Origin of the sequence: Algoriphagus sp. AK58 (assembly GCF_014324365.1) — a bacterium.
Taxonomy (GTDB): Bacteria; Bacteroidota; Bacteroidia; order Cytophagales; family Cyclobacteriaceae; genus Algoriphagus.
In genome coordinates, this window is sequence record NZ_QEIG01000013.1 from 1 (window position 1) to 24,501 (window position 24,501).

Consider the following 24,501-nt stretch of genomic DNA (forward strand, 5'->3'; position numbering starts at 1 on the left):
GTCTCCATAATGTGACTCATATCATTCTTTATCACTAATCTCGTACTTATAAAATTCTCACTTTTTTTTGTTTAATCAGATCTTGCAAAATAAATCGATAGAAGTTAAAGTTTAACAACATATTATAATTAAAATCCTAAATCAAATTTGAAAATTTATAGAAAAAAATATTCATGTTTTTTGGATGTAAAAAAAATTTAAACTGTAGAGGTTTCTTCAACTAATAAAACTGATAGTCAAGGGATTCAAATCACCAAGGACTCCTTGGAGAAATCATAAAAATACCAAACAACTTAAATGATGGTTCAAAAAAAACATTGAATTAAAAATCAGAATCAATTCAACATTTATATAAAAACATCTTTACTCATTTACGCAAAACCCCGAACATGTGTGGAGTAAACTCGTAAAAAAGTATATTGACTAATAAAGTATTTTAACATGTGGCCAACCATCAAATTTTTAGGAACCCTTTTCATTAGCTTCATTGCAATGATTGGAGCATTGGGAGCAGAAAATCCTTTTCCGCTTTTTGCGGTTGCTTGGGGGATTTGGATACTTTATATCCTAAGCCTACGGACAAAAAGGAAAAAGCAACTGGACAGGGAGCGGCTGATTAGGGAAATTTTGGATAAGCTTTAAAAGCAGCCGAAATTTCAAATATTTATCCCCTTTTCTCTTAACTCCCTCATACAAGCCGCTAACGTGATTTCATCTCCATTGTCTATTGAAGCAATCGCCAACAAGCACAATTCCTTTAAGTGCCGACCCGCTGAGAGTCGCTCATAAGGCAATTTCAAATTGGTTGCACAGATCCTTCGAATCTTCATTCTGATACGCTCCTCCAAGGTCACAAATTCTTCCCGAAGACGTTCTTCTTCGAGTGTTAATTTTTTCGACAAATTCATGTCGACATTTTAAACACTCGAAATAAATCTTGCAAGGTCCATTCTCTTTTTATAGTTCATAGTTTTTCAAGATTGGAAGAATAGGAATTTCAGACAAAATCCGAAAGCCTGTCAGTTTTCCAGATTCCACATCCATCTGTCGGCTGCTTTCGTCCAATCTCCAATTAGATCCCCGGACTGCGAACGCCAATAAGTTGTCCGGTGAAAGAAAAAGAAAAGCTCCCCTTCTTCTGTTCCGAACCTGTTCGTTAGAAAATAATCCCTGACTAGATCCAAAGTAGGTATTCTGAAATCTGATTTCTTCCATTTTTTAGCTCCATCCTTCATAGTCTTTTTGATTTAGTGGAGCGATAAACTTCCTGCAAGGATTTCTCTGTTACTCAGAAGTACCACCGAAGGGGGTCATTTTTTTTGGCGGGAGGCAAGAAAAAATTGACAAAAAAAGGGGGATTATTCCTCCCCCTCCTGGTCAATTCCAAGAATATAATTCGCTGCTTGATGTGCCTTTTGGGCAGCATAGATCAACATTTTTGGATCTTCCTCTAATGGCTTAAACCATCCTTTCAGATAGGCCAAGGAGTTTTTGAAATTGGCATCCTTAATTCCGGCAAGAGCATTCAAAAAACTGGCTCCCATTTCGGCGATCAATTCCTCTTTTGAATATTCTACTGAACCAAAACCAACCAAAGCCGGTCTTTCTGCAAATCTTCCTAATCTGATCGTATGGCCTGTGCTATGGATCATTTCATGAAAAAGCACAGAATAATATTGCTCGTCACCTTTGAAGGATTCTTTATTCGGCATATTGATGAAATCTCTGGAAGGGCTGTAAAATGCCTCGTCTCCTTTATGAACAATATTCGGACAAGTGGTGTAGCCTGCAATGATGGATTCGCAATTTTCGATTGGGGAAAAAACCCTTTCATCGGCACCTTCAATGGAAAAATCGATTCCTTCTATCTGATCGATGTTGAAAACAGTCCAGATAAAGGGGGTAAACTTTCTTCCAAAAAGATCCTCGTTTTCTCCTTCTTCATTGGTAGCCTTTCCTTTTACAAACTTGGAAATCTTCCAGAATACGACTTTAGAACCTTTTTCATCCTTTTTGACATTTCCGCCAAGGTGTTTTGCCTGATTGTAGGTCAGAAAATAAGGACTTTTGAATTTCTTGGAGATGGTAACCCAAGCCAGCCAAAGTGCATTGAATCCCAAATAAGGACGGTTCGAAGCATAATTCTTCGGAGAGTTTTTAGGACTCCATACTTGTTCCCAAGTAAGGTTTTCATTTTGGATACCTTCGATGATTTCGTTGGTAACGGTTTCCGCTAATTGGTTGAAATTTTCCCAAGTCTTCATGGTTGCAGAGTTTTAGAGTGTGACAGAAAAGGATTGATAAAGAGATTATTTAGTTGTTCATCAGTCACATAAAGCCCGGTTATATCCAAGGATATTAGGAAGATCGACCCGACGCTTAAACTGAGATTTTTCCCGAGTACAAGGGGTAATTTTTTGGGAGTGAAGGGCGATATGTGGGCGTGAAGTGACATTTTTTTTATCCACTGGTATTGAGGTTCTGACCGACATGCAACCCATAGAGTGTGGTTCTGCATAGGGCAAAAGCCTGGGATAAAAAACTGGGAGGCAGTCCGTAGGAGACCCTGTTTTTTTAGATCAGGGCGGAGCGCACTTTTGACTGTTGCAGGTTCGCACTCAACCTTTGCATCGTCGTGTCATACACCGAAGACCGGGGGATTGAGAAGAAAAAAATGGAACGGAGCGCTCACCGACCGAAACGGACAAAAATCTCGATGTACTCGGAAGAAAAATCGGAAACAGGCTTGCCCCCTAAAGGAGGCTCGGGCTACGGCTTCACGAAACGGCCTTTCCGAGTCCCAGGCTTGCCAGGACTTAGAGAAGGGTAAGTGGAGTGAAGCGGTAGCCGTGGGGAGTGAAAGCCCTTTCCTAGAGTGGAGAGAAAGGAGCTGTCATTTGAAAAATGGCGCGAATGAATCGGAACGAAAGGAGTGGGCGAAACGGGGGAAATGACTTAGGGATGTTATTGGAAATCCATTTGAAAAGGAGTCTTTAACTTCAACCGATTGAAGGTAACCCAACCTTAGGAATGCTTATCTTCATCTAAAGAAAATAGAGGATCGTATCTACACCTGATTGAACTTTGAGTTAAGAGCGCTGTATCCTTACCGCATTCAAAATTGCCAGCAATGCCACTCCCACATCAGCAAAGACTGCTTCCCACATGGTGGCAAGGCCTCCGGCACCCAGTGCCAGTACAATGACCTTCACTCCAAAAGCCAGGCTGATATTTTGCCATACGATCCGTTTTGTCTGTTTGCCCAACTGAATGGCAGTTGCAATTTTTGAGGGCTGGTCAGTCTGAATGACAACATCAGCTGTCTCAATGGCTGCATCACTACCCAAACCACCCATTGCAATTCCCACATCGGCCAGAGCAAGGACAGGAGCATCGTTGATACCGTCCCCCACAAAAGCAATGACCCGGCTGGTATCCTTTTTCAATTCTTCTACTTTTTCCACCTTCTGCTCCGGTAACAAATCACCAAAGGCTTTATCTATTCCGAGAGATTTTGCCACTTGTTGAGTCACTGCATTCTTGTCTCCTGACAGCATGATCAGTTCCCGAACTCCTAATTTGTGTAGTTCATTGATGGCCTGAACAGCATCTTCTTTGAGTTCATCCGCGATCACTAGATATCCCGCATATTTTTGGTCTACTGCTACATGGATAACGGTATTGACCTCCCCGGCTGCATCAGTATGGGTAACAATCCCTTCCTTATCCAGCAGTTTTTGATTGCCTACCAGCACATGCTTGCCATTTACAATACCTTTAAGTCCGTGCCCGGCAATTTCCTCCTGTTGTTCGGGTTCTGAAATTTCTCCTCCTTGCTTTTTAGCATACTCTGTAATGGCTTTTGCGATGGGATGGGTGGATTTGCTTTCCATTGCTGCTGTCAGACTAAGCCAATCTAGTGTACTTCCCTCCATGGTCACGGCTTTCTGAACTTCAAACACACCCTTGGTAAGTGTGCCTGTTTTGTCCATCACCACGGTATTTACGCTGGTCATGAGGTCAAGAAAGTTGGAACCTTTGAACAGTATGCCTTTTCGGGAGGCTGCACCAATACCTCCGAAATAACCAAGTGGGATAGAAACAACCAACGCACAGGGGCATGAGATCACCAAAAAGATCAAGGCCCGGTAAAGCCATGCTTCAAACACATAGTCTTCCACAAAGAAATAAGGCAGGAAGGCAAGGCCGATGGCCAGAAAGGTGACAATGGGTGTATAGACCCGTGCAAACTTACGGATGAACTGTTCAGTTTTTGCCTTGCGTGAGGTGGCGTTCTGGACTAGTTCAAGGATTCGTGCAATTGAACTTTCATTGAACCGCCTGATAACTTTCAATTCAATCAGCCTATCGAGGTTCACCATTCCAGCCAGTACATTTTCTCCTTTGTTGTAGGTCGCAGGTTTGCTTTCGCCGGTCAAGGCGGAGGTATTGAAACTTCCTTTTTCACTGATCATTTCCCCATCGAGGGGTACTTTTTCTCCGGGTTTCACCTGTATGGTTTCCCCAATCTGTACTTCCTCCGGGTGTACGGACACCGTTTGTCCACCTCTAAAAACCGAAGCCGAATCGGGGCGGATGTCTAACAGGGCTTTGATGTTTCGCTTGGCCCGGTTCACAGCCGCATCCTGAAACAACTCACCGATGGCATAGAAAAGCATCACCGCCACCGCCTCGGGATATTCCCCTATGGCAAACGCCCCCAATGTGGCTATGCCCATGAGGAAAAATTCAGTGAACACATCACCTTTTACGATGGACTTCCAGCCTTTGACCAATACCGGCCATCCCACGGGCAAATAGGCCAGCACATACCAGCCAATGCGGATCCATCCCTGGAAAATTGAAGGCTGTCCCAACTGGTCAGCGGCAATTCCAGTAAGTAGTATGACAAAGCTCACCATACCACTTCCCCAAGTTTGCAGGAAAGTTGGAGAGGTTTTTTCCTCTTCCTTTTTTGGTTTGCCTGGATGCTGGTCAGTGCTGCAGCAGGCTTTATCGTCTAAGTGATTTGTATTAGTCATCGTCTAATCTGTTTTAATCAGTGAAAAAGGAAATGATGCCAGTGAGAATAAGTATGCCACCGGAAATCAGTCCTGCATTATGTTCCAATTTGTGCCAGTTGAATCGGTGTAGTCCTTTTTGGGCCAGGTAAACCCAAAAAGTAATCCCTAACACGGAAACGATAGTGTAGAGCAGTCCCACAGCTAGGATCATTGGAAAGCCATGAGTTCCTGCCATAAGGAAGTAGGCTTCAATTTCCAGGCAGGGCGAAAGAAACATGGTGAATACCAGCAAAGTCACAACCTGCGCTGCACCTGCTTTTTCCAGCTTTTGTTTTTCAGCAATGTGAAAGTGGTGGTGACGGTGGTGTTGAATGACAAAATATAAGCCGATGGCTATAAGCAATCCAGGAATGACCCAACGGGTGTAAGTGTGTAGGTTTTCAGAAAGTGACAAGCTGAACAAACCCAAAAACACTCCTAACAAAAAGGTACTCAGCGAGTGGGCCAAAGCTGCCATCGCCGCAATGCGAACCGTCTTGATTCCCTCCCAACCAAATTTTTCTTTCAGGGCCAGCACCGGCAGCCAATGGCTGGGAATCAGTCCATGAAGGAGACTGAGCATAATGGTACCGGTGAGTAGAGCGGTCATTGTTTAGGACTATTTTATTTTTTGAACTGATTTATTATTGCCTTCAAATCTGCTGGTATTTCCATAGGCAAGAGAGGCGGAACATTGGCGCCCCCAGTATTCCCTACAGGTATTTTCCCTACAAAGGATTTTACTCCACCTACAAAGAGCCTGAGAATCTGACCCCGTATTTCCTTCCAGTCTTTGATTTTAAAGCCAAACCGAAGCATGAACCAATGTACTTCAGAATGCTGGTAAGGATAGGGCTGACCAAGGATGTGGGCCCTTTCCAGATGCTGCCAAGCTTCCTTTAAAAACCACTTCCCCAGTTTATCCCGATATGCATCCAGTTCTTTTTGATAATGTGGCTTTAAGCCTTCTGGCATGGTGGTATTAAATTTCATATGCTCCTATTCATCCTAAGTTGTGAGGGTTTCCATGTTGCATGGTTTCATTTCATTGGATGTTTGACTTAAAATTACTAGTAAACCCAATGCATAGTACTTGCAATATTCATCCTGCACATTTCCCGCAAATCCCCTTAACTACCAAGTTGGCTTCTTCTCCTTTGAACATGCTTGGCAGTTCAATTTCGGGGATTTTATACTTTGGCAAGCAGAAGGTTTCGCTACATACCCGACAATGAAAATGCACATGCAGGTCCCTTTCGATATTACACTCGCATCCCTCTTCGCATAGGGCGTATTTAGGCGCTCCGGTACCGTCATCGATACTGTGTACCAGTCCATTTTCCTGAAAGGTTTTCAGGGTACGGAATAGCGTCACCCGGTCTGACTTTTCAAATGCCTTTTCCAAGTCGGAAAGGCTGATGGCCGTCTCTTGACCTGCCAGTGCTTCCAACACCAACAGCCTCATGGCTGTTGGTCGGATGTCTTTCTGATTGAGTCTATCTTCGAGTTCTTTGATCATAAGGATGATTCATTTTAATGTCCGTGTCCTTCTCCTTCTTCTTCGGTATTTTTGGCTTTAGCCAACAAGGTGAAAGCACCTTTGGTGACCACTTGAAGGGTACTTAGGTCCTTTTCTGCATCGGCCAAAGAAATCTGGGTATAGCCATCTTCGGTATATCCTTTGATGACTTCCATCATTTCAAAATCATGAACGGTTGCACCGTTTTCTGTTTTTTCTCCTGTATAGGCAAAGACATATTGTTTTCCACCAAACCGAACGATTCCTTCCTCTTGGATAGCCAATACTTCGTTGCTGTCGGTTTCGATCCTTGCAGCTATATACATTCCCGGTTTCAGATCTTCGTGCATCTTTTCTAAGTGGCCATGTACAGTCACCGACCGGTCTTCCCGCACTCCGCTACCTATCAGAAATACTTCTGCTTCCCGCCATTCTTCAGGAGAATTCGCCAATGCAAAGCGGATCCGTTGTCCTTCCTGCACTCTGGGGATGTCGTTTTCATACACGGTAAGTTCCACATGCAGGTCTTCGGCATTGGTAATGTCCATGATCACATCTTGTGGGTTGATGTATTTGCCCACATTGGTATAAATCTCCCGAACGGCTCCATTGACCGGAGCGAAAATATTTACTGAAGCCGAGATAGTACCCTCACGGATTTTTGCGGGATTGAAGCCAATGAGCTTCAATCGTTCTTCCATAGTTTTAATCCGGGCTTCATTAGCCAGAAAGTCACTTTTGGCTTGCTGAAATGTTTTACCAGAAGCTACTTTTTCATCAAAAAGCTCCTTCTGACGGTCAAATTCGGCTTTCAGAAATTCCTGTTTGGCCAGACTCTCCAGGTATTCCTGTTGAAACTGGATGAACTCCGGATTTTCAATTACCACCAATAGCTGACCTTTTTTAACCTTGGTGCCAGGCAGCATTTCAGTGTATTTCACAAAGCCTCCATAGGGCATATGGATGGAAATATTGCTTTGCGGGGGCACGTCAATCACACCGTTGACCCGGAGTTCCGAACCAATCACCCGCTTCTCAAGGCTTCCGAATTTGATACCTGCCTGCTCAAACTGCGCTTTGGTAAGTTCCACTGTATTCTCACTTTCTGTATGATTCACCTCAATGACTTCCTCATCTTGTGGTCCGCAGGAGGAAATGGTCAATCCCAGGAGAAGAGCCATTGAAGTTTTGCTGATGTATTTGAATATATTTTTCATTGTTGAATGTCTTTTTATTGAACGCCTGAAATGAACTCGATCTGGATAACAGTCTGATTGTACTGGTTGAGAATGTCCAGGTAATTAAACCGGACAGCCAATGCCCGGTTAAGTCCCTGAATGTATTCCACGTAGCCGATTTCCCCGTTTTCAAATCCTTTTTGAGCCTGTTTGAGAATTAGCTCTGCCTGAGGCAGGGCGTTTTGCTCGTAATATTCAAGGCTGGTCTGAAATTTTTGGTACTGCTGAATAAGTGAGTTTAGCCTGCCTTGCAGTTGGTTAGTCACTGCTTGCAGCCGTGCTTCGCTTTCCTGCTTTTTCAATTCGGCTGCTTTGATGGCCGATGCTTGGGACTTTGCCCCAAAAATGGGGATGGCCATACCCACCTGAAAACCGGTAAACCGGTCGCTGGAGTTGAAATTGACCGGGTTGCCATCCAAATCCTGATTGGGTCCATTGAGGGACTGGTTGAAATACCCTGCCGAAAGATCGGGCAAGAACTTTGCCTTCTCCACCGATTTCTCTTTTTCGGCTACCTCCATTTGTTGGCGAAACCAGGCAAGTGTAGGGTTGTTGGCGATTCCTTGTGTATCGAGAAGTACATTGCTCTCCCTTGCTTCCAGATAGCCCATAGCGATATCCCCAATACTATCCAGATTAAGCAAGGTTTGCAGCTGTGTCCGGTGGATTTCGATATCCGACTGGTTTTGCTGAAGCATGGCTTTGAGTTCTGCTACTTGGGACTCCGCAGTTGCTTTTTCCAGCAAGTTGGTTTCCCCGGTTTGATAGCGGAGGCTGGCCACTTGGACAAATCTGCTGTAAATTTCATCCTGCTCCTGCAGTAATTGTTGTTTGCTTTTTTCGAGCCACAACAAATACCAAGAAACCTTTACTTGCTGAACCAGTTCGTTTTGGGTAGCCGTACGCATCCATTCACTCGCTTCAATCCGTGCTTTGGCCAATTTCTTTTGATTGGCATAAACCGTGGGAAACTCCATGGATTGGGAGATGTTGAACTGATTGTCATTGTTGTAAATGCTGTTGTACTGTCCGTGAGTGAGGCTAAAATTGGTTTTAGCCATATTCCAGCTGGCCCCTTTCAGCTCCCTTTCCTGCTGGGTTTGCAAGTCTGCTGCTTTCAGGGTTGGATTGTTTTGGATCGCAACTTGTATGGCTTCATCCAATGACTGATAGCTGACCAGAGAGTCCTGCGCCTTGGCTTTAGGTATCTGAACACAAAGCAAGCCGATAGCCAAAAGAGGAACCACTGCCGCGGGTTTAATCTTTATCCCTCTTTCAAAATAATAGTACAGGATAGGCAGTACAACCAAGGTCAGGAAGGTAGCCGTAATCAAACCGCCGATCACCACTGTGGCCAGCGGACGCTGAACTTCTGCGCCACCGGACTGGGAAAGCGCCATTGGCAGAAAGCCCATGGAAGCCACGGCAGCCGTCATGATTACCGGGCGCAGACGTACACTCGTGCCTCTGTAGATCCGTTCGAAAATATCGGAGACACCTTCTTTTTTCAGGTGATTGAATTCGCCAATAAGGACAATGCCATTCAGCACTGCTACCCCAAATAAGGCAATGAAACCGACGCCTGCAGAAATACTGAATGGCATATCCCTGAGCCATAAAGCGAGGATTCCCCCGATGGCAGAAAGTGGGATGGCTGTAAAAATCAGGATGCCCTGCTTAATGGAACCGAAAGTGAAATAGAGTAAGACAAAGATCAATAGCAGGGCTAGAGGCACAGCTAAGGAGAGTCGTTCACGGGCTTCAACGAGGTTTTCAAACTGGCCTCCGTAAGACACAGTGTAACCGGGTGCAAATACGACCGTCTCCTCAATTTTCTGCTGAAGCTCTGTTACTATGCTTTCGACGTCCCTGTTACGCACATTGAATGCTACGATGATCCGTCTGCGGGTGTCGTCTCGCTGGATTTGGTAAGGACCTTCCTGGATTTCCACTTCAGCCACCTGATAGAGCGGTATTTGGTGTCCGTCCTTCCGGGCGATGTAAAGGTTCTGAACGGACTCTACATCCTCCCGATTGGTTTTATCCAATCGGACCACCAGATCAAAGCGCCTTTCGTTTTCGTAAACCAGCCCTGCAGACGCTCCGGCAAAGGCAGCCTGTACCGAGCGGTTTACGTCCCGGATGGTCAGGCCGTATTTAGCCAATTGATCCCGTTTGTAATTAATGACAATTTGCGGAACACCGGTTACCTCTTCAATGTACAAATCCTGAGCACCTTCCACGCCGGAAGCCAGCCGTCCTATCTGTTCGGCATATTCCGAAAGCTCATCGAGATCCTCTCCGTATATCTTAACCGCTACATCCTGTCGCACCCCCGTCATGAGTTCGTTAAAACGCATCTGGATGGGTTGCTGAAATCCGAAAGTAACTCCCGGAATGACCTCCAGAGCTTCGGCCATTTTGTTGGCCAGGTCTTCCCTGTTAGAGGCCGAGACCCATTCATCTTTGTTTTCCAGAATCACCATCATGTCAGCAGCTTCTACCGGCATGGGATCAGTTGGGATTTCTCCTGCACCAATTTTAGATACTACCTGCTTTACTTCCGGGAACTGTTCGAGTAGAATTTTTTCTGCCTGAGTCGTTGCCTGGATGGTGTTTTCAAGCGAGCTTCCCGTCATTACCCTCGTCTCTACAGCAAAGTCTCCTTCCTCAAGGGTTGGAATAAATTCCCCACCCATATTGGAAAAGACCCAAAAGGAAACCAGAAACAAGCCCGCAGTCAGGATTAAGATCAGCGGCCTTTTGTGCATTGACCAACGGATAGCAGGATCATACAATCTGTGAAAGAAAGCCATGAGCTTGTCCGAAATATTAGGCTTGTAATCAGTGTTCTTGCTCAGAACCAGTGCTGACATCATCGGCACATAGGTTAGCGAAAGGATAAATGCTCCCAAAATGGCAAAGCTCACCGTCTGTGCCATAGGGCCAAACATTTTCCCCTCAACACCCACAAGTGCCAGAATAGGTAGGTAAACAATAAGAATAATGATCTCCCCGAAGGCTGCTGAATTACGGATTTTGCTGGCCGATTGAAAAACCTCCTCGTCCATTTCATTCTGGGTCAGCTTCCTTCCCAGTTTCAATAAACCCAGGTGATGCAGCGTGGCCTCAACAATGATCACGGCCCCATCCACAATCAACCCAAAATCAATTGCTCCCAAGCTCATCAGGTTGCCCGACACGCCAAAGAAGTTCATCATTCCAAAGGCAAAAAGGAGCGCAAGGGGAATGACCGAGGCGACAATTAACCCTGCACGGAGATTTCCCAAGAGCAGCAACAGAACAAAGATCACGATCAAGGCACCTTCAGCCAGGTTTTTGCTCACCGTACCAATGGCAGTGTTTACCAATTTTGTTCTGTCCAGGAAGGGCTCTATGGTAACGCCCTCCGGCAATGTTTTTTGTATCTCTGCAATTCGACTCTTTACATTCTCAATTACTTCCGCGGAGTTTTCTCCCTTTAGCATCATCACAATGGCACTCACCACCTCACCCTCACCGTCTCGGGTAGTGGCTCCATACCGCACTGAATTACCAAGCTGTACCTCGGCCACATCCTTTATGAGAACCGGAATTCCATCCGGATTATTTTTGATGAGCATGTTTCGGATGTCGTCCATGTCGCTTACCAGGCCTTCACTTCGGATAAAATAAGCGCTGAGGTTTTTTTCAATATAAGCTCCTCCGGTATTCTCGTTGTTTTCTTCCAGTGACTGGAAAATATCGGCAATGGAAACATTCATGGCCTTGAGTCTATCCGGGTCTATGGCGATTTCATATTGTTTAAGGTAACCGCCAAAGCTGCTCACATCCGCAACCCCGGGAGTACCGAGCAACTGCCTTCGGACAATCCAGTCCTGAATCGTCCGAAGTTCACGGGCATCGTATTGATCTTCATAACCCTTCTCGGTTCCCACCACATATTGATAGATTTCTCCAAGTCCGGTAGAGATGGGAGACATGCCCGGCTGGCCTACTCCCGGAGGTATTTGTGTTTGTACATCGGTCAGCCGTTCACTTACCTGCTGACGAGCCCAATACACATCCACATCTTCTTTAAATACGATGGTCACTACAGACAACCCAAAGCGGGAAAAAGAACGAATCTCCTCCAACTCCGGGATGGTGGCCATGGTGATTTCGATGGGGAATGTAATTAAACGCTCTACCTCCTCAGCTGCCAGAGATGGGGAGGTGGTGATGACCTGAACCTGATTGTTAGTGATATCCGGTACGGCATCAATGGGAAGTCTCGAAAGGGAGTAGCCTCCCCAAATGACCAAACCAAGCGTAAGCAGGCCTATGATCAGTTTGTTTTTGACTGAAAATTGAATGATTTTATCCAGCATGTTTTAGGATTTATTAATCTGATTTTTGGATAGACAGGGCAGAAAATGCCCTTGGATTTGGAGCTGGGGAGTAAATTGAAAATGCAGAATCACCTCCAAGCAACAGCTTGGAAATAAAAACTACTTCAATTTAAGTGTCCGGAAAATCAGGCCTTAGGCGGCTGGAATGGAGATTCGGGGTGTTCAGAACAGAGCGAGAAGCTGTAAAAACCTGTCTGAGTAAGAGTGAAAAAGGATTGGGTGGGTATTTCCACTTTTTCCATTAAAGGAGTAATAAAAATGGAGCCATGGGAACACTGATGGTGGTCATGGAAGGGTAAATTCTTGTCGTGCTCGTCATCATGGTGGTGGTCTTCTTCTTTTTGACCGTCTCCATAATGGAAATCAAGAAATTCCAGAAATGAAGTTCCATCGTGTTCAGACTGCTCCTCGTAGTGTTCAAAAAGTACTGGAAGCTTTGGCAACTCACAGCATAAATCCATAGTTGGCCCCAATGCCTGCATCAGGAACAGAAAACCTAACGATATGGAAAGAATGAATTTCATTTGCCTACAAAGGAACACAAAAATAGGACGCAAGGGTATTGCAAATCGAACAAGATTTTAGCAGCAGCTACCGCCATTTTCCTGTACTGGCGGACATTTGACCGTTCCATAACTGCAATACACGCAACAATCTCCTTCTTTTGGTTTTAGAACCTTGTGGCAGTTTTCACATTCATAGAAATACTGACAGGCGTCAGTGGGCATGGTTTCTTCCTTTTGATGGCCACAATTAGGGCAGGCGATGGTTGATTCTAATTGTATTTCCATTTATTTCTCTGTTTTATTGGTCACGGAATATCCCGTTGAGTTGATGGCTTGTTGTATTTCCTGAATACCTGTTTTTGTATTGTCAAATTCTACAACGGCATTGCCCAATTCATAAGAAGCAGCTACTCTAAGGATACCATCTAGCTTATTTACTTCGTGCTCCACATGAGTTGCACAGCCCTGACATGTCATTCCTTTGATTTCAAAATTTACGGTCTGTATATCGGACTTCTCTACGATGACCAGTTGCTTGTCAGCTTTCGGGTAGAAAATGTGAGCAAAGAGCGGAAACGTCAACATCAGGGCTGCAAGAACCGTGATTATTGATAAGAACTTTTTTGTCTGCCAAAAGCTTGGTTTCTCATCATCTTCACATGCACATTCGATATCTTCTTCTTTCCTGGTTTTAAGCTTCTGGTACCAGGCAAACCCCAACACAATCACGGTGATACTGACAAAAAAAGGCCGTGCTGGATCCAGCCAGGAGAAAGTGGACGCAATCCCGCTCGCACCGGCCACTAAAGCAAGCACAGGGGTGATGCAGCAAAGGGAACTCACTAAAGCGGCTAAAAGGCCGCTGGTTAAAAGGGATTTTTTCATAACGCGGCAATTGAATTTGGGAGGTTAAACAAATCGAGCACCGACGAAATGATTGGCTGACTTTGCGCTTCTACTGAATAAAAAATGGTTTGTCCCGATTTTTTAGTAGTCACGACTCCTGCATCCTTCAGCTTTTTCAGATGCTGGGAGACGGCAGGAACGGTCATACCTAGGATGTCTGACAAGTCGCACGGACAAAGTTCATTTTCCTGATTCAGAAGGTACAGGATTTTGAGGCGAACCGCATTACCGGCAAGATTCAGTACCTCTGCCAGTTCTAAAAAACCTTCCCCCTTGCTTTTCAAGTCTTCCCTGCACCTATTGATCTGGTCGCTATCGGCAAAGACACGGATACATGTATTCATAACTTTGTATTTAAGCATTTGCTTAACAAAGGTATGGAGTGCAACTTATTTAAGCAATCTCTTAAATACTGAAATTGCCACTTTGGAATACAACGCGGTTAAAAGTAGCTTGACAACCCAATTTGTATTCCCCCGATTTTAGATGGTGGATTTCCCAAAATATCCTGTTGTTGCATGTACCGGTAGTTAAGTCGGATGACGGTTTGAGAAACCGGTCTGAAACTGATTGCCGGAACTACAGCCCACAAATCATCAGAAATATTTCCTCCGGTTTCCTCGAAATTTCCCACGTTCCAGTCCACATATTCCAGTCGGAAGGCCAGGCTGAAAACTGCTTTGTCAAAACCTGCCAGTTTTCCTCTCAGGATAGGTTGTACAATGTCTACGAACCCTCCCTTTTGCTGTTCCCCAAATTGCTGGCTGTAAGTCTCCGGTACATCAACCATTACCCAGGCCCATTCACCAACCAAATAGGTTTTTGTTGCCGAAATGGTAGTGTTGAAATCCACGGCTAATACATCCAGGCGTCTTTTGGCATCCAGAACGAGACCATCTGTCTCAAATCGGTTATAAATCCCGCCCATGTAGGAAAGTCCTAATTCTCCCACCTTGTTGTTTCTGACTGCTATTTTGCCCGTGAACAGGGGTTGTCCATTGCTGCTTTTTTCAAAGCGCAGGGCATTTTCTTTTGCTGCCGGAAGGAAAGTTTTGTTTTGATTATTACTGATGATGCTGTCGTCAAAGCCATTGGTCAGGTAGGCTTCATACCCAAAAGCCCAGGCCTTTGAATAATATTTGCCATACAGACCAAAACCTACATTGCTCCAGGTGGCAGGCAGCATTTCTGTCATGGCAATTGGCCGATCCACAAATTCCCATTTTGGGCCGTCATGATTTTGGTTGAATGCCCCGATGGGATTCATTACTACCCCACCTCGGAGGTTAAATAGTGGATGGAAGGTCAAATCCAACGCAGCAAATTCGATGGATATTTGTTTTCCGCCTTCTTCCAACTCAATCTCAGAGAGGAACTTGATTTTCCTGTGAATCGAAGAAGCTACAAAGAGCGTAAAGCGGGGGATACGAAAACTGTGGCCCTCAGTGATCCCATCTTGGCCCATGTATTGATAATCGGCCTCTACGTACCCGCCAATGGAAGCTGGCAAATTTCCTAATTGAAGAAAAGGACGGTTGTACACTGCATCCATGTTCATGGCTTTGGTATATGAAGTATCGACCGGCACTCTTTTTAACAGCGTACTGTCAATCTGGGCATTTGCAACCAGGGCAAACAAGAAAACTGGAAGGAATAAATATTTTTTCATTTCAAGTCGATCTTTAAGGTGTTTGCTTCAATCCGAACCGGAAAGGTTCGCAAGGGGTCGTCTGCCGGGCCGTTTTGCACCATACCGGTATTGGTGAATTCACTACCATGGGCAGGGCATTGGAGCCTGTCGCCAAAAACCTGAAGTTCTGTGCCTTGATGGGTGCACCGCATCCATAAGGCTTGGTATGTTGTCTCAGACAGCCGGAAAACCGCAATCGGGTATTGAAGGGATTCGTGATGCGCTATCACACTTGGCCGGAAGCTGGATTGATCATCCTTGGAATTCACGAATGCATCCAGTGGAACAATCATAAAATCTCCATCCAAGCTTGCCTGAAAGTATTTGGTGCCAGCACAGGAGGATAAGCCGGAAATTCCCGCCATTATGCCAAAACACCCCCATCCACAGCTTTTGATAAACTCATTTCTATTCATGGATTTTGAAGGTTATAGTGACTTAAGAAAACGGATCAAAGCAGTTTTATCTTCTGCGGATAGCGACTCAAACTTGGTACGGCTTGTACCAGCCTCTCCACCGTGCAGTAAAATTGCCTCCTCAATGCTGCTGGCCCGGCCATCGTGCATGAGAAAGTAGCTGCCGCCCTGAGAGTTTGGCGAAAGACCCAAACCCCAAAGGGGGGGTGTTCGCCATTCGAAAGTTTCAGCAGAGCCTTCGGTTACACCGTCGTCCAGTCCCGGCCCCATATCATGCAGCAACAGGTCTGTGTATGGGAAAAAGGTTTTATTGGACAATGCTACAATATCAGAGCTTAGGGTGGTCCATTCAGGAGTGTGACAATCCCCACATTGGATTTGGGAAAACAAAGTCTTACCCTGAATTATTTGTTGATCATTTTGCGAGCGCTGGATGGGAGCTTTAAGTGTCCTGAGGTAAAAAACCACATCCCTGATGGTCTGGTCGCTCACTTCCGGATCCACTTCCAATCCTGAAAAAGGGTCAACTGGTTCAAATGTGGAAGTGATGCCCATGTCCTGGTTGTACGCTGATACGGTCTGCTGGAGCAGGTCGATGGTAGCTGCCTTTTTACCAAAGCGCCCGATATAGCGCCCATTTGCATCTTGATGAAACCATTGAGGAACAAAATAAGACGGAGGATTTACATAGTTGGGCACCCCGGAAATTCCGTCTCCATCAAGATCGTAAGGGTCTGCATTAGTCAGGATCTGATCATCTGTAAGGGCTGACAGCAAACCCAAGCCAGTGACAGCAGGTGGGGTCAGCTTCATAAATGGTGTTCCTTCCGGAAGTATTTCCGGTGTGTATCCTGGTATAGCTCTGTTTTGCAGTTGAGGGCCTCCAATATGGAGGTTGGGAGGAGTATTTGGAGCCGTCTGACCAAAGCGTGTCAGTGTAGTAAACGGATGGCCTTTTCCATCACCGGCATGGCAGCTACCACAGGAAGTAGCCACAAATGTAGGCCCCAGACCTGTTCCGGAGGAAAATACCTCCTCATTGAAGGCAAAATCCCCGGCCAGAAATCGGGCTTGCTCGCTTGAGTTTAGCCCCTGCATTGGTCCGTCCAGAATTTCATCCTCTGCCGGTGGCTCGGGAATGATATTTTCACAGGCGAAAGCCAGACAGCCTAGTAGTATCAGAATCAGCTTCTTCACATTCTTATTATTAGAATGGTAAAAGTAATAAGTTAGACTGATCTAACACATATCTTTTACGATAAAAACTTTATTTTCTGAGTAGAATTTTTCGGGGGCTCTTGTGTGAGACCGTTAGTTGTTTTGAAGATGCGATGTTATCTGTCCGATAACTTGACGGCTTTTTTTGGTGATGTCTATGATAGTTTTTGGGATGGGGAAATTTCTTGGCAATCTTTCTCCTTAGACCTACCATCCACACAAAAACATCTTAAAAAACGAGATAATTAAGATTTTCAGACTATTTTGAACTTCTAATTTTATGCGGATATGAACCGAATAAAGGAAGTACTTGAGGAGAAAGGAATTAAGCAGGTCTGGCTGGCTGAGAAGCTTGGGAAGAGCTACAACATGGTCAATAGCTATGTCCAAAATCGTCAGCAGCCCAGATTGGAAGTACTTTTTGAAATCGCCCGAATTTTGGAAGTGAAACCCAAAGATTTATTGAAGGAGGATCTGAATGACTAAAGAAAATCAAATAGAGTTAGATCTGATCAGGCAGCTGACCGATCTAAAATACGTCCACCGACCAGACATCATCGACCGGAAAAGCCTGGAAAGGAACTTCAAAATCAAGTTTGAAGCACTCAATCGAATCCAACTTACCGACAGTGAATTTTTAAGATTACGAGAGGAAATTATCCAGCCGGATGTGTTTTCGGCTTCCAAACTGCTTCGCGAGAGACAGTATTTCCAACGGGAAGATGGTACCGGTCTGCACTACACCTTGGTCAATATCAAAGACTGGTGCAAAAATGATTTTGAAGTCGTCAGTCAGTTGCGGATGAATACTGAAAACAGCCAGCATCGCTATGATGTGATTTTGCTGATCAATGGCCTGCCGATTGTCCAGATTGAATTGAAGAAGCTGGACATATCTCCACGCAAAGCGATGCAGCAAATCGTCGAGTACAAAACTGAGCCGGGAAGTGGCTACAGCAATTCATTGATGTGCTTTATGCAGCTGTTCATCGTCAGCAACCGCAGCAACACCTATTACTTTGCCAACAACAAAAATCAACATTTCGCATTTAATGCAGACGAACAGTTTTTGCCGATCTATCAGCTAGCCGACGAAAACAACAAAAAAATCACCCACCTTCAGGATTTCACGGCAAAGTTTCTGACCAAATGCACCTTAGCAGAAATGATCAGCAAGTACATGGTTTTGGTAGAGAGCGAAAAGAAAATGCTGGTCATGCGACCCTACCAGATTTATGCCGTCAAAGCCATCATGGATTGTATTCAGCAAAATCGCGGAAATGGCTATGTCTGGCATACCACTGGTAGTGGTAAAACCCTGACTTCTTTCAAAACTTCTACACTTCTTAAAGACAATCCGGATATTGAAAAGTGCCTGTTTGTGGTGGATCGAAAGGATCTTGATCGTCAGACAAGGGAGGAGTTCAATAAATTCCAGGAAGGCAGCGTAGAAGAAAACACCAACACTGAAACCTTGGTGACAAGGTTGCTTTCCACCAGCTATTCTGATAAAGTTATCGTAACGACGATTCAGAAACTTGGTCTAGCACTAGACGGGACCTACAAACGAAACTACAAGGAACGACTGGAACCCCTCAGGGATAAACGGATCGCATTCATTTTTGATGAGTGCCATCGCTCCCAGTTCGGAGAAAATCACAAAGCCATCAAGGATTTCTTTCCTAATTCTCAGCTTTTCGGATTTACGGGAACCCCAATTTTTGATCAAAATGCGACTTATAAAGTCCGGGAAGATCAATACGAATCCTACAAAACCACCGAGTCAATCTTTGAAAAGCAACTTCACGCCTATACCATTACCCATGCGATAGACGATAGGAATGTCCTGCGTTTTCATATCGATTATTTCAAGGGAAAAGGCGATCAAAATCCCAAGCCAGGGGAAGCGATATCTCAACAGAAAATTGTCGAAGCCATCCTTGACAAACACGATGCAGCTACCAATCAGCGGAAATTCAATGCGGTTTTTGCCACTGCATCCATCAATAACGCCATCGAATACCGTCAGTTATTCAAAGAGATTCAGAAAAAAAGGACTGCTGCAGATCCGAATTTTGTCCCGCTGAATATTGCATGTGTTTTCTCTCCTCCTGCCCAGCTTTTAGCTCAAAACGGAGATCAAAAAAATGCCGCTGATATCCGACAGCTCCAAGAAGATCTGGCACAGGAAAAGGAAGACAATCAGCAGAATCCAGAGGAGAAAAAAGCTGCTCTGATGGAAATCATTGCCGACTACAATAAGCAGTTTGGCACAAATCATAAGATCACCGAGTTTGATTTGTACTATCAGGATGTACAGAGCCGAATCAAAAACCAGAAATACAGCAACAAGGATTTCCCGCACAAAAACAAGATTGATATCACCATTGTGGTGGATATGTTGCTCACAGGATTTGACTCCAAGTACCTCAATACGCTGTATGTGGACAAAAACCTGAAACACCATGGCTTGATTCAGGCTTTTTCCCGAACCAACCGCGTGTTGAATGACACCAAGCCGTATGGGAATGTGCTGGATTTTCGGTCCCAGCAGGAAGCAGTCAACCAAGCCATTACCCTTTTCTGCGGTGAAGACGTAGGCAAAGCCAAAGAAATCTGGATGGTGGATCCTGCCCCGGTTGTCATTGATCATTACCAAAAAGCAGTGGAAGCCTTGGGTGATTTTATGCAAGAGCATAATCTGGTCAATGAGCCCAAGGAAGTGTATAACCTCCGGGGGGATGCGGCAAAGATTGCCTTTGTCAAAAACTTCAAAGAGGTACAGCGACTTAAAACCCAACTAGATCAATACACAGATCTGGATGAGGAACAAAAAGCAACCATAGAGGCCATTCTTCCCAAGGATTACTTGCAGGAATTCAGAAGTTCCTACCTGGAGACTGCCAAGCAGCTCCGGGAAATCCAGCAAAAAGAAGGAGAGGATGCACCGGAGGATATCCAGCAACTGGATTTTGAATTTGTGCTGTTTGCCTCGGCCGTGATCGATTACGATTACATCATGGGACTGATCGCAGAAAGCACCCAGCAGAAGCCTTCCAAGCAGAAAATGACCAAGTCCCAGGTGATCAGCCTACTCCGATCCAATTCCAACTTGATGGATGAGGAGGAAGACTTAACAGACTATATCGAAAATCAGGTGGATTGGAGTACCGGACAAACTACGGATGAGCTCAAGCAAAACTTTGAGAAATTCAAAGTAGAAAAGTACCACAAGGAGTTGGCTGCCATAGCTCAAACTCACGGTTTGCAGACTGCTGACCTGAAAGCCTTTGTGGAACAGATCATGAACCGAATGATTTTTGACGGGGAAAAACTCACAGATTTACTGGAACCGCTGGAACTGGGCTGGAAACAGCGTAGCAAAGCTGAGGCTGCTTTGATGAACGACTTGGTGCCCCAATTAAAAAAACTGGCCGAAGGCCGTGAAATATCAGGACTTGCCGCTTATGAGTAAAGAAATTTCTAACCCCCAAGGAAACTCTGACCTTCTTTTTGGCGAAATCAAACTGCTCATTGATCAGAGCCGAAGACAGGTGGCCCAAACGGTCAATTCAGCTATCAGTGTACTTTACTGGCAGGTAGGTAAGCGACTTCAAAAAGAGGTTCTTCAGCACCAACGGGCAGAATACGGAAAAGAAATCATCACCTCCTTGTCTAAGCAACTGGAACAAGAATATGGAAAAGGATGGAGCAAGCGACAAATCCACTATTGCCTACGCTTTGCTGAAGTTTTCCCGGAGGAGGAGATTGTGCACACAGTGTGTGCACAATTGAGTTGGTCACATATCCGGCAGATCATTCCCATGGACACCGAGGTGAAACGCATGTTTTACATCGAAATCTGCAAACTGGAACGATGGAGCGTGCGCGACCTACAGGAAAAGATAGACTCCATGCTCTATGAGCGAACAGCCATCAGTAAAAAACCGGAGGAAACAATCAAATCCTCTTTGGAAAAACTGAAAAATCAGAACCCGATCAATCCGGATTTAGTCTTTCGGGATCCATACTTTCTTGACTTTCTGGGATTGAGTGATACTTATTCCGAAAAAGACCTGGAAGACTCTATCCTAAATGAACTTCAAAAATTCATCGGAGAGCTGGGTTCAGACTTTGCGTTTCTAGCCCGGCAAAAGCGAATCAGCATCGATCAAGTCGATTATTACATTGATCTGCTGTTTTACCATCGCAGGCTAAAAAGCCTCGTGGTCATAGATCTAAAGCTTGGTCACTTCAAAGCCGAATACAAAGGCCAAATGGAGCTATACCTTCGCTGGCTGGAAAAACATGAAACTCTGGAAGGCGAAAATCCACCCATAGGTCTGATTCTCTGCGCCTCCAAAAATCAGGAACATATCGAGCTCCTCCAACTGGACAGGGGAAATATCAAAGTAGCAGAATACCTGGTTCATCTACCCCCTATCAAAGTCCTCGAACAGAAACTGCACCGAGCCATAGAAATCGCCCAGAATAAACTAAATAAAGGAGATGAGTGATCGCATGATTGATTCTGTGGAAAACAAACCGAAGCTAATCCCAGAGCTTCGATTCCCTGAGTTTGAAATGGATGGAGAATGGGAAGAAAAGCCGTTAATTTCAATCGCAAATAAAAATGTGAAGTGGAGTTTTACTGGAGGCCCTTTCGGATCGAATCTAAAGGCCAGTGACTATATGAGCAGTGGAATTAGAATCCTACAATTGCAAAATATTGGTGATGGAGAATTTCTGGATGAGTATAAAATTTACACATCACTTGAAAAAGCTGATGAACTACTAAGCTGTAACATTTATGCAGGCGACATAATTCTATCCAAAATGGGTGACCCAGTTGGGAGAGCATGCATAATACCTGATCACTTAGAAAGGTGTGTAATGGCCTCAGACGGGATAAGATTTGTCGTGAATGAGATTAAGTACTCAAAATACTTCATCTACTCCCTTCTAAATTCAAAACAAATTAGAAAGGTAATTGAAAAAAAATCTACAGGGTCAACGAGAAAAAGGATTGGACTAAATGAGTTAAAAGAGGTTCAATTGCCATTGCCAAGGAATCTACAAGAACAACAAAAAATCGCCTCTTGTCTTTCTTCCTTGGATGAATTGATTACTGCCAATAGAGCAAAGTTGGAAGCCCTCCAAGCCCACAAAAAAGGGTTGATGCAAAATCTTTTTCCTCAAGAAGGTCAAACAGTACCGAACTTTCGCTTTCCGGAATTTGAGGATGATGGGGAGTGGGAGGAAAAAAAATTGAGGGAAATAGCAACTTTATTATCAGGAGGCACTCCTTCAAAATCTGAGGAATCTTATTGGAATGGAACAATTCCATGGATAAGCGCTTCCTCAATGCATAAATTAGAGATTTGGGATTCAGAATTAAAAATTACAGAGCATGCAATAAACGCGGGAACTCGTCTAGTTGAAGAAGGTACAATACTTATACTCGTTAGAGGAAGTATGCTGTTTAATAAAGTACCTATTTGTGTAACGATGAAACCTGTTTCGTTTAATCAAGATGTTAAAGCCTTGATTTTGAAACAACACTATGATAAACAATTCATATTATATAATCTCCTTGCCCATGAGAATAATATCCCTATTGACAAAACAGGAATTGGAGCTGGGAAAATTGGATCAGAAGAACTAAAAGGATTAACTCTTTTCATTCCAAAAAGCGAAAAAGAACAACAAAAAATCGCGGCATGCCTTTCTGAAGTTGATAAACTTATAACCGCCCAAACCGAAAAAATAGATCGTTTGCTACAGCACAAAAAAGGACTGATACAGGGTTTATTTCCAAAAAATTTAGATTAATGACACAAAAAGAACAACAGCAACTGGGGCAAACCCTTTGGAAAATTGCTGACGACTTGAGAGGCTCCATGAATGCGGATGACTTCCGGGATTACATGCTATCTTTTCTGTTTTTGAGATACCTTTCCCATAACTATACCGAATCAGCCAAAAAAGAACTCGGTTCGGATTATCCCATTTTGGAGGAGGATGACAAGCGAACTCCCCTATCCGTCTGGTACGAATCCAATGAGGAGGACATTCCCGACTTTGAAAAACAGATGCGGAAAAAAATCCACTATGTGATCAAGCCCGAGCACCTTTGGAGCAACATCACCGAACTCGCCCGTACCCATTCAGGAGATTTGTTAGTAACCCTTGAGAATGGTTTCCGCTATATCGAAAATGAATCCTTTGACAATTCATTCCAGGGATTGTTTTCAGAGATCAACCTGAATTCTGAAAAGCTGGGAAAAACTCCGACAGAGCGAAATAAAAAGCTGTGCAGCATCATCCAAAAAATATCCGAGGGAATCGCTGACTTTTCTACCGATTCAGATACACTGGGAGATGCCTATGAATACCTGATTGGTCAGTTTGCAGCAGGTTCAGGTAAAAAGGCCGGAGAGTTCTATACCCCTCAGCAGATCTCCACGGTTCTTTCCGAAATCGTAGCTCTCGATAGCCAAGATCCCGCGACCGGCAAGAAAGGTAAATTGGATAAGGTGCTGGATTTTGCCTGCGGATCGGGCTCGCTCCTACTGAATGTCAGAAAACGAATCAAAGAAAATGGCGGAACTGTAGGCAAAATCTACGGGCAGGAAAACAATATCACCACCTACAACCTAGCCCGAATGAACATGCTTCTGCATGGCATGAAGGATACCGAGTTTGAGATTTTTCATGGGGACACCCTTATCAATCAATGGGATGTCCTAAATGAGGTAAATCCAGCTAAAAAGACGGAATTCGATGCCATCGTAGCCAATCCTCCGTTTAGCTTGCGATGGGAACCCAATGATACCTTGGCAGAGGATTTCAGATTTAAAAGTCACGGCTTGGCTCCCAAGTCAGCAGCAGATTTTTCTTTTTTGTTGCACGGTTTTCATTTTCTTTCCAAAGAAGGGACCATGGCCATCATCCTACCTCACGGGGTACTATTCCGCGGAGGAGCTGAAGAGCGGATCCGAACCAAACTATTACAGGATAATTATATCGATGCCGTCATTGGTCTGCCTTCCAATCTCTTTTACTCTACCGGAATTCCGGTTTGTATCCTCGTCCTGAAAAAATGCAAGAAGCAGGATGATGTATTGTTTATCAATGCAGCGGAGCATTTTGACAAAGGAAAACGCCAAAACTCCCTGAATGAAAAGCATATTCAAGACATTATTGAAACATACAAATTCAGAAAAGAGAAGGATCGCTATTCCAGAAAAGTTTCCATGGAGGAGATCGAGCAAAACGGATTTAATCTCAATATTTCCAGGTATGTAAGCACCTCTCAGGAAGAGGAGCAGATTGATCTGCGGGCCGTTCACGCCAAATTGGCCCAACTCGACAAGAAAATCGAAGCCGCACAAAAAGCCCACAATGAGTTTTTGAGGGAATTGGGGTTGGCGGGGATATGATTTTTCACCTGACTATAATCACGGTATTTTAAAAAAGATTAAAACCAATAAAAATCCAGGATCTAATTCAATCCTTTCTAAATATATTAAGATCAATATCTTGCCTAAGAAA

At 44.4% G+C, this 24,501-nt stretch carries 21 protein-coding genes; 5 read left to right on the forward strand and 16 right to left on the reverse strand.

Annotated elements, in window-relative coordinates:
• Positions 1 to 656: 656 nt before the first annotated feature.
• The 16 genes from DDT91_RS11995 to DDT91_RS12065 form a co-directional block, all read right to left on the reverse strand.
• The gene (locus DDT91_RS11995; protein ID WP_187176433.1) at positions 657 to 908 is read right to left on the reverse strand and encodes a hypothetical protein; all 252 of its coding nucleotides are present in this window, start codon (positions 906 to 908) and stop codon (positions 657 to 659) included.
• A gap of 49 nt (positions 909 to 957) precedes the next feature.
• A complete protein-coding gene (locus DDT91_RS12000) occupies positions 958 to 1,215 on the reverse strand; it encodes a hypothetical protein (RefSeq protein WP_187176434.1) in 258 nt (85 codons plus the stop codon).
• Positions 1,216 to 1,358: 143 nt separating this feature from the next.
• Positions 1,359 to 2,264: an ArdC family protein gene (locus tag DDT91_RS12005; RefSeq protein ID WP_187176435.1), complete on the reverse strand. Its 906-nt coding sequence runs from the start codon at positions 2,262 to 2,264 to the stop codon at positions 1,359 to 1,361.
• Positions 2,265 to 3,089: 825 nt separating this feature from the next.
• Positions 3,090 to 5,042, reverse strand: coding sequence for a heavy metal translocating P-type ATPase (locus tag DDT91_RS12010; protein WP_187176436.1), 1,953 nt, complete (start codon positions 5,040 to 5,042; stop codon positions 3,090 to 3,092).
• A 13-nt stretch (positions 5,043 to 5,055) separates the two neighbouring features.
• The gene (locus DDT91_RS12015; protein ID WP_077353380.1) at positions 5,056 to 5,673 is read right to left on the reverse strand and encodes a hypothetical protein; all 618 of its coding nucleotides are present in this window, start codon (positions 5,671 to 5,673) and stop codon (positions 5,056 to 5,058) included.
• A 14-nt stretch (positions 5,674 to 5,687) separates the two neighbouring features.
• A complete protein-coding gene (locus tag DDT91_RS12020) occupies positions 5,688 to 6,056 on the reverse strand; it encodes a DUF3703 domain-containing protein (protein WP_187176437.1) in 369 nt (122 codons plus the stop codon).
• A 109-nt stretch (positions 6,057 to 6,165) separates the two neighbouring features.
• Positions 6,166 to 6,582 carry a Fur family transcriptional regulator gene (locus tag DDT91_RS12025; RefSeq protein ID WP_187176438.1) on the reverse strand — a complete coding sequence of 139 codons (417 nt, stop codon included), beginning with the start codon at positions 6,580 to 6,582 and terminating at the stop codon, positions 6,166 to 6,168.
• Positions 6,583 to 6,596: 14 nt separating this feature from the next.
• Positions 6,597 to 7,799, reverse strand: a complete 1,203-nt coding sequence (locus DDT91_RS12030) for an efflux RND transporter periplasmic adaptor subunit (RefSeq protein ID WP_187176439.1) — start codon at positions 7,797 to 7,799, stop codon at positions 6,597 to 6,599.
• Between the two features lie 14 nt (positions 7,800 to 7,813).
• On the reverse strand, positions 7,814 to 12,190 hold the full coding sequence (locus DDT91_RS12035) for a CusA/CzcA family heavy metal efflux RND transporter (RefSeq protein WP_187176440.1): 4,377 nt from the start codon (positions 12,188 to 12,190) through the stop codon (positions 7,814 to 7,816).
• A gap of 146 nt (positions 12,191 to 12,336) precedes the next feature.
• Positions 12,337 to 12,735, reverse strand: a complete 399-nt coding sequence (locus DDT91_RS12040; RefSeq protein WP_187176441.1) for a hypothetical protein — start codon at positions 12,733 to 12,735, stop codon at positions 12,337 to 12,339.
• Positions 12,736 to 12,792: 57 nt separating this feature from the next.
• Entirely contained in the window at positions 12,793 to 13,002 is a 210-nt protein-coding gene (locus DDT91_RS20670) for a GDCCVxC domain-containing (seleno)protein (RefSeq protein WP_255502101.1), read from the reverse strand.
• Positions 13,003 to 13,602: a mercuric transport protein MerTP gene (merTP, locus tag DDT91_RS12045; protein WP_187176442.1), complete on the reverse strand. Its 600-nt coding sequence runs from the start codon at positions 13,600 to 13,602 to the stop codon at positions 13,003 to 13,005. It abuts the gene before it with no gap.
• Complete coding sequence (locus tag DDT91_RS12050; protein WP_222718639.1) at positions 13,599 to 13,967, reverse strand: metalloregulator ArsR/SmtB family transcription factor; 369 nt, start codon at positions 13,965 to 13,967, stop codon at positions 13,599 to 13,601. Before DDT91_RS12050 ends, merTP begins: the two co-directional genes overlap by 4 nt.
• A 98-nt stretch (positions 13,968 to 14,065) precedes the next feature.
• Complete coding sequence (locus DDT91_RS12055) at positions 14,066 to 15,292, reverse strand: hypothetical protein (protein ID WP_187176444.1); 1,227 nt, start codon at positions 15,290 to 15,292, stop codon at positions 14,066 to 14,068.
• Complete coding sequence (locus tag DDT91_RS12060; protein WP_187176445.1) at positions 15,289 to 15,729, reverse strand: Rieske (2Fe-2S) protein; 441 nt, start codon at positions 15,727 to 15,729, stop codon at positions 15,289 to 15,291. The genes DDT91_RS12055 and DDT91_RS12060 overlap by 4 nt, the downstream gene beginning before the upstream one ends.
• Before the next feature lie 12 nt (positions 15,730 to 15,741).
• The gene (locus DDT91_RS12065) at positions 15,742 to 16,926 is read right to left on the reverse strand and encodes a di-heme oxidoredictase family protein (RefSeq protein WP_370539318.1); all 1,185 of its coding nucleotides are present in this window, start codon (positions 16,924 to 16,926) and stop codon (positions 15,742 to 15,744) included.
• Between the two features lie 309 nt (positions 16,927 to 17,235).
• Between DDT91_RS12065 and DDT91_RS12070 the strand changes: the two genes are divergently transcribed.
• Genes DDT91_RS12070 through DDT91_RS12090 form a run of 5 tightly spaced genes read left to right on the forward strand, consistent with a single transcriptional unit; the run spans position 17,236 to position 24,389 of the window.
• Positions 17,236 to 17,433 (forward strand): helix-turn-helix transcriptional regulator, encoded by a 198-nt coding sequence (locus DDT91_RS12070; protein WP_077353368.1) that lies wholly within the window; start codon positions 17,236 to 17,238, stop codon positions 17,431 to 17,433.
• Positions 17,426 to 20,422, forward strand: a complete 2,997-nt coding sequence (locus DDT91_RS12075; RefSeq protein ID WP_187176446.1) for a type I restriction endonuclease subunit R — start codon at positions 17,426 to 17,428, stop codon at positions 20,420 to 20,422. The genes DDT91_RS12070 and DDT91_RS12075 overlap by 8 nt, the downstream gene beginning before the upstream one ends.
• Positions 20,415 to 21,464, forward strand: a complete 1,050-nt coding sequence (locus DDT91_RS12080) for a YhcG family protein (protein WP_187176447.1) — start codon at positions 20,415 to 20,417, stop codon at positions 21,462 to 21,464. Before DDT91_RS12075 ends, DDT91_RS12080 begins: the two co-directional genes overlap by 8 nt.
• Positions 21,457 to 22,779 (forward strand): restriction endonuclease subunit S, encoded by a 1,323-nt coding sequence (locus tag DDT91_RS12085; RefSeq protein WP_187176448.1) that lies wholly within the window; start codon positions 21,457 to 21,459, stop codon positions 22,777 to 22,779. The genes DDT91_RS12080 and DDT91_RS12085 overlap by 8 nt, the downstream gene beginning before the upstream one ends.
• Complete coding sequence (locus tag DDT91_RS12090) at positions 22,779 to 24,389, forward strand: type I restriction-modification system subunit M (RefSeq protein WP_187176449.1); 1,611 nt, start codon at positions 22,779 to 22,781, stop codon at positions 24,387 to 24,389. Before DDT91_RS12085 ends, DDT91_RS12090 begins: the two co-directional genes overlap by 1 nt.
• The last annotated feature ends 112 nt before the right edge of the window (positions 24,390 to 24,501 follow it).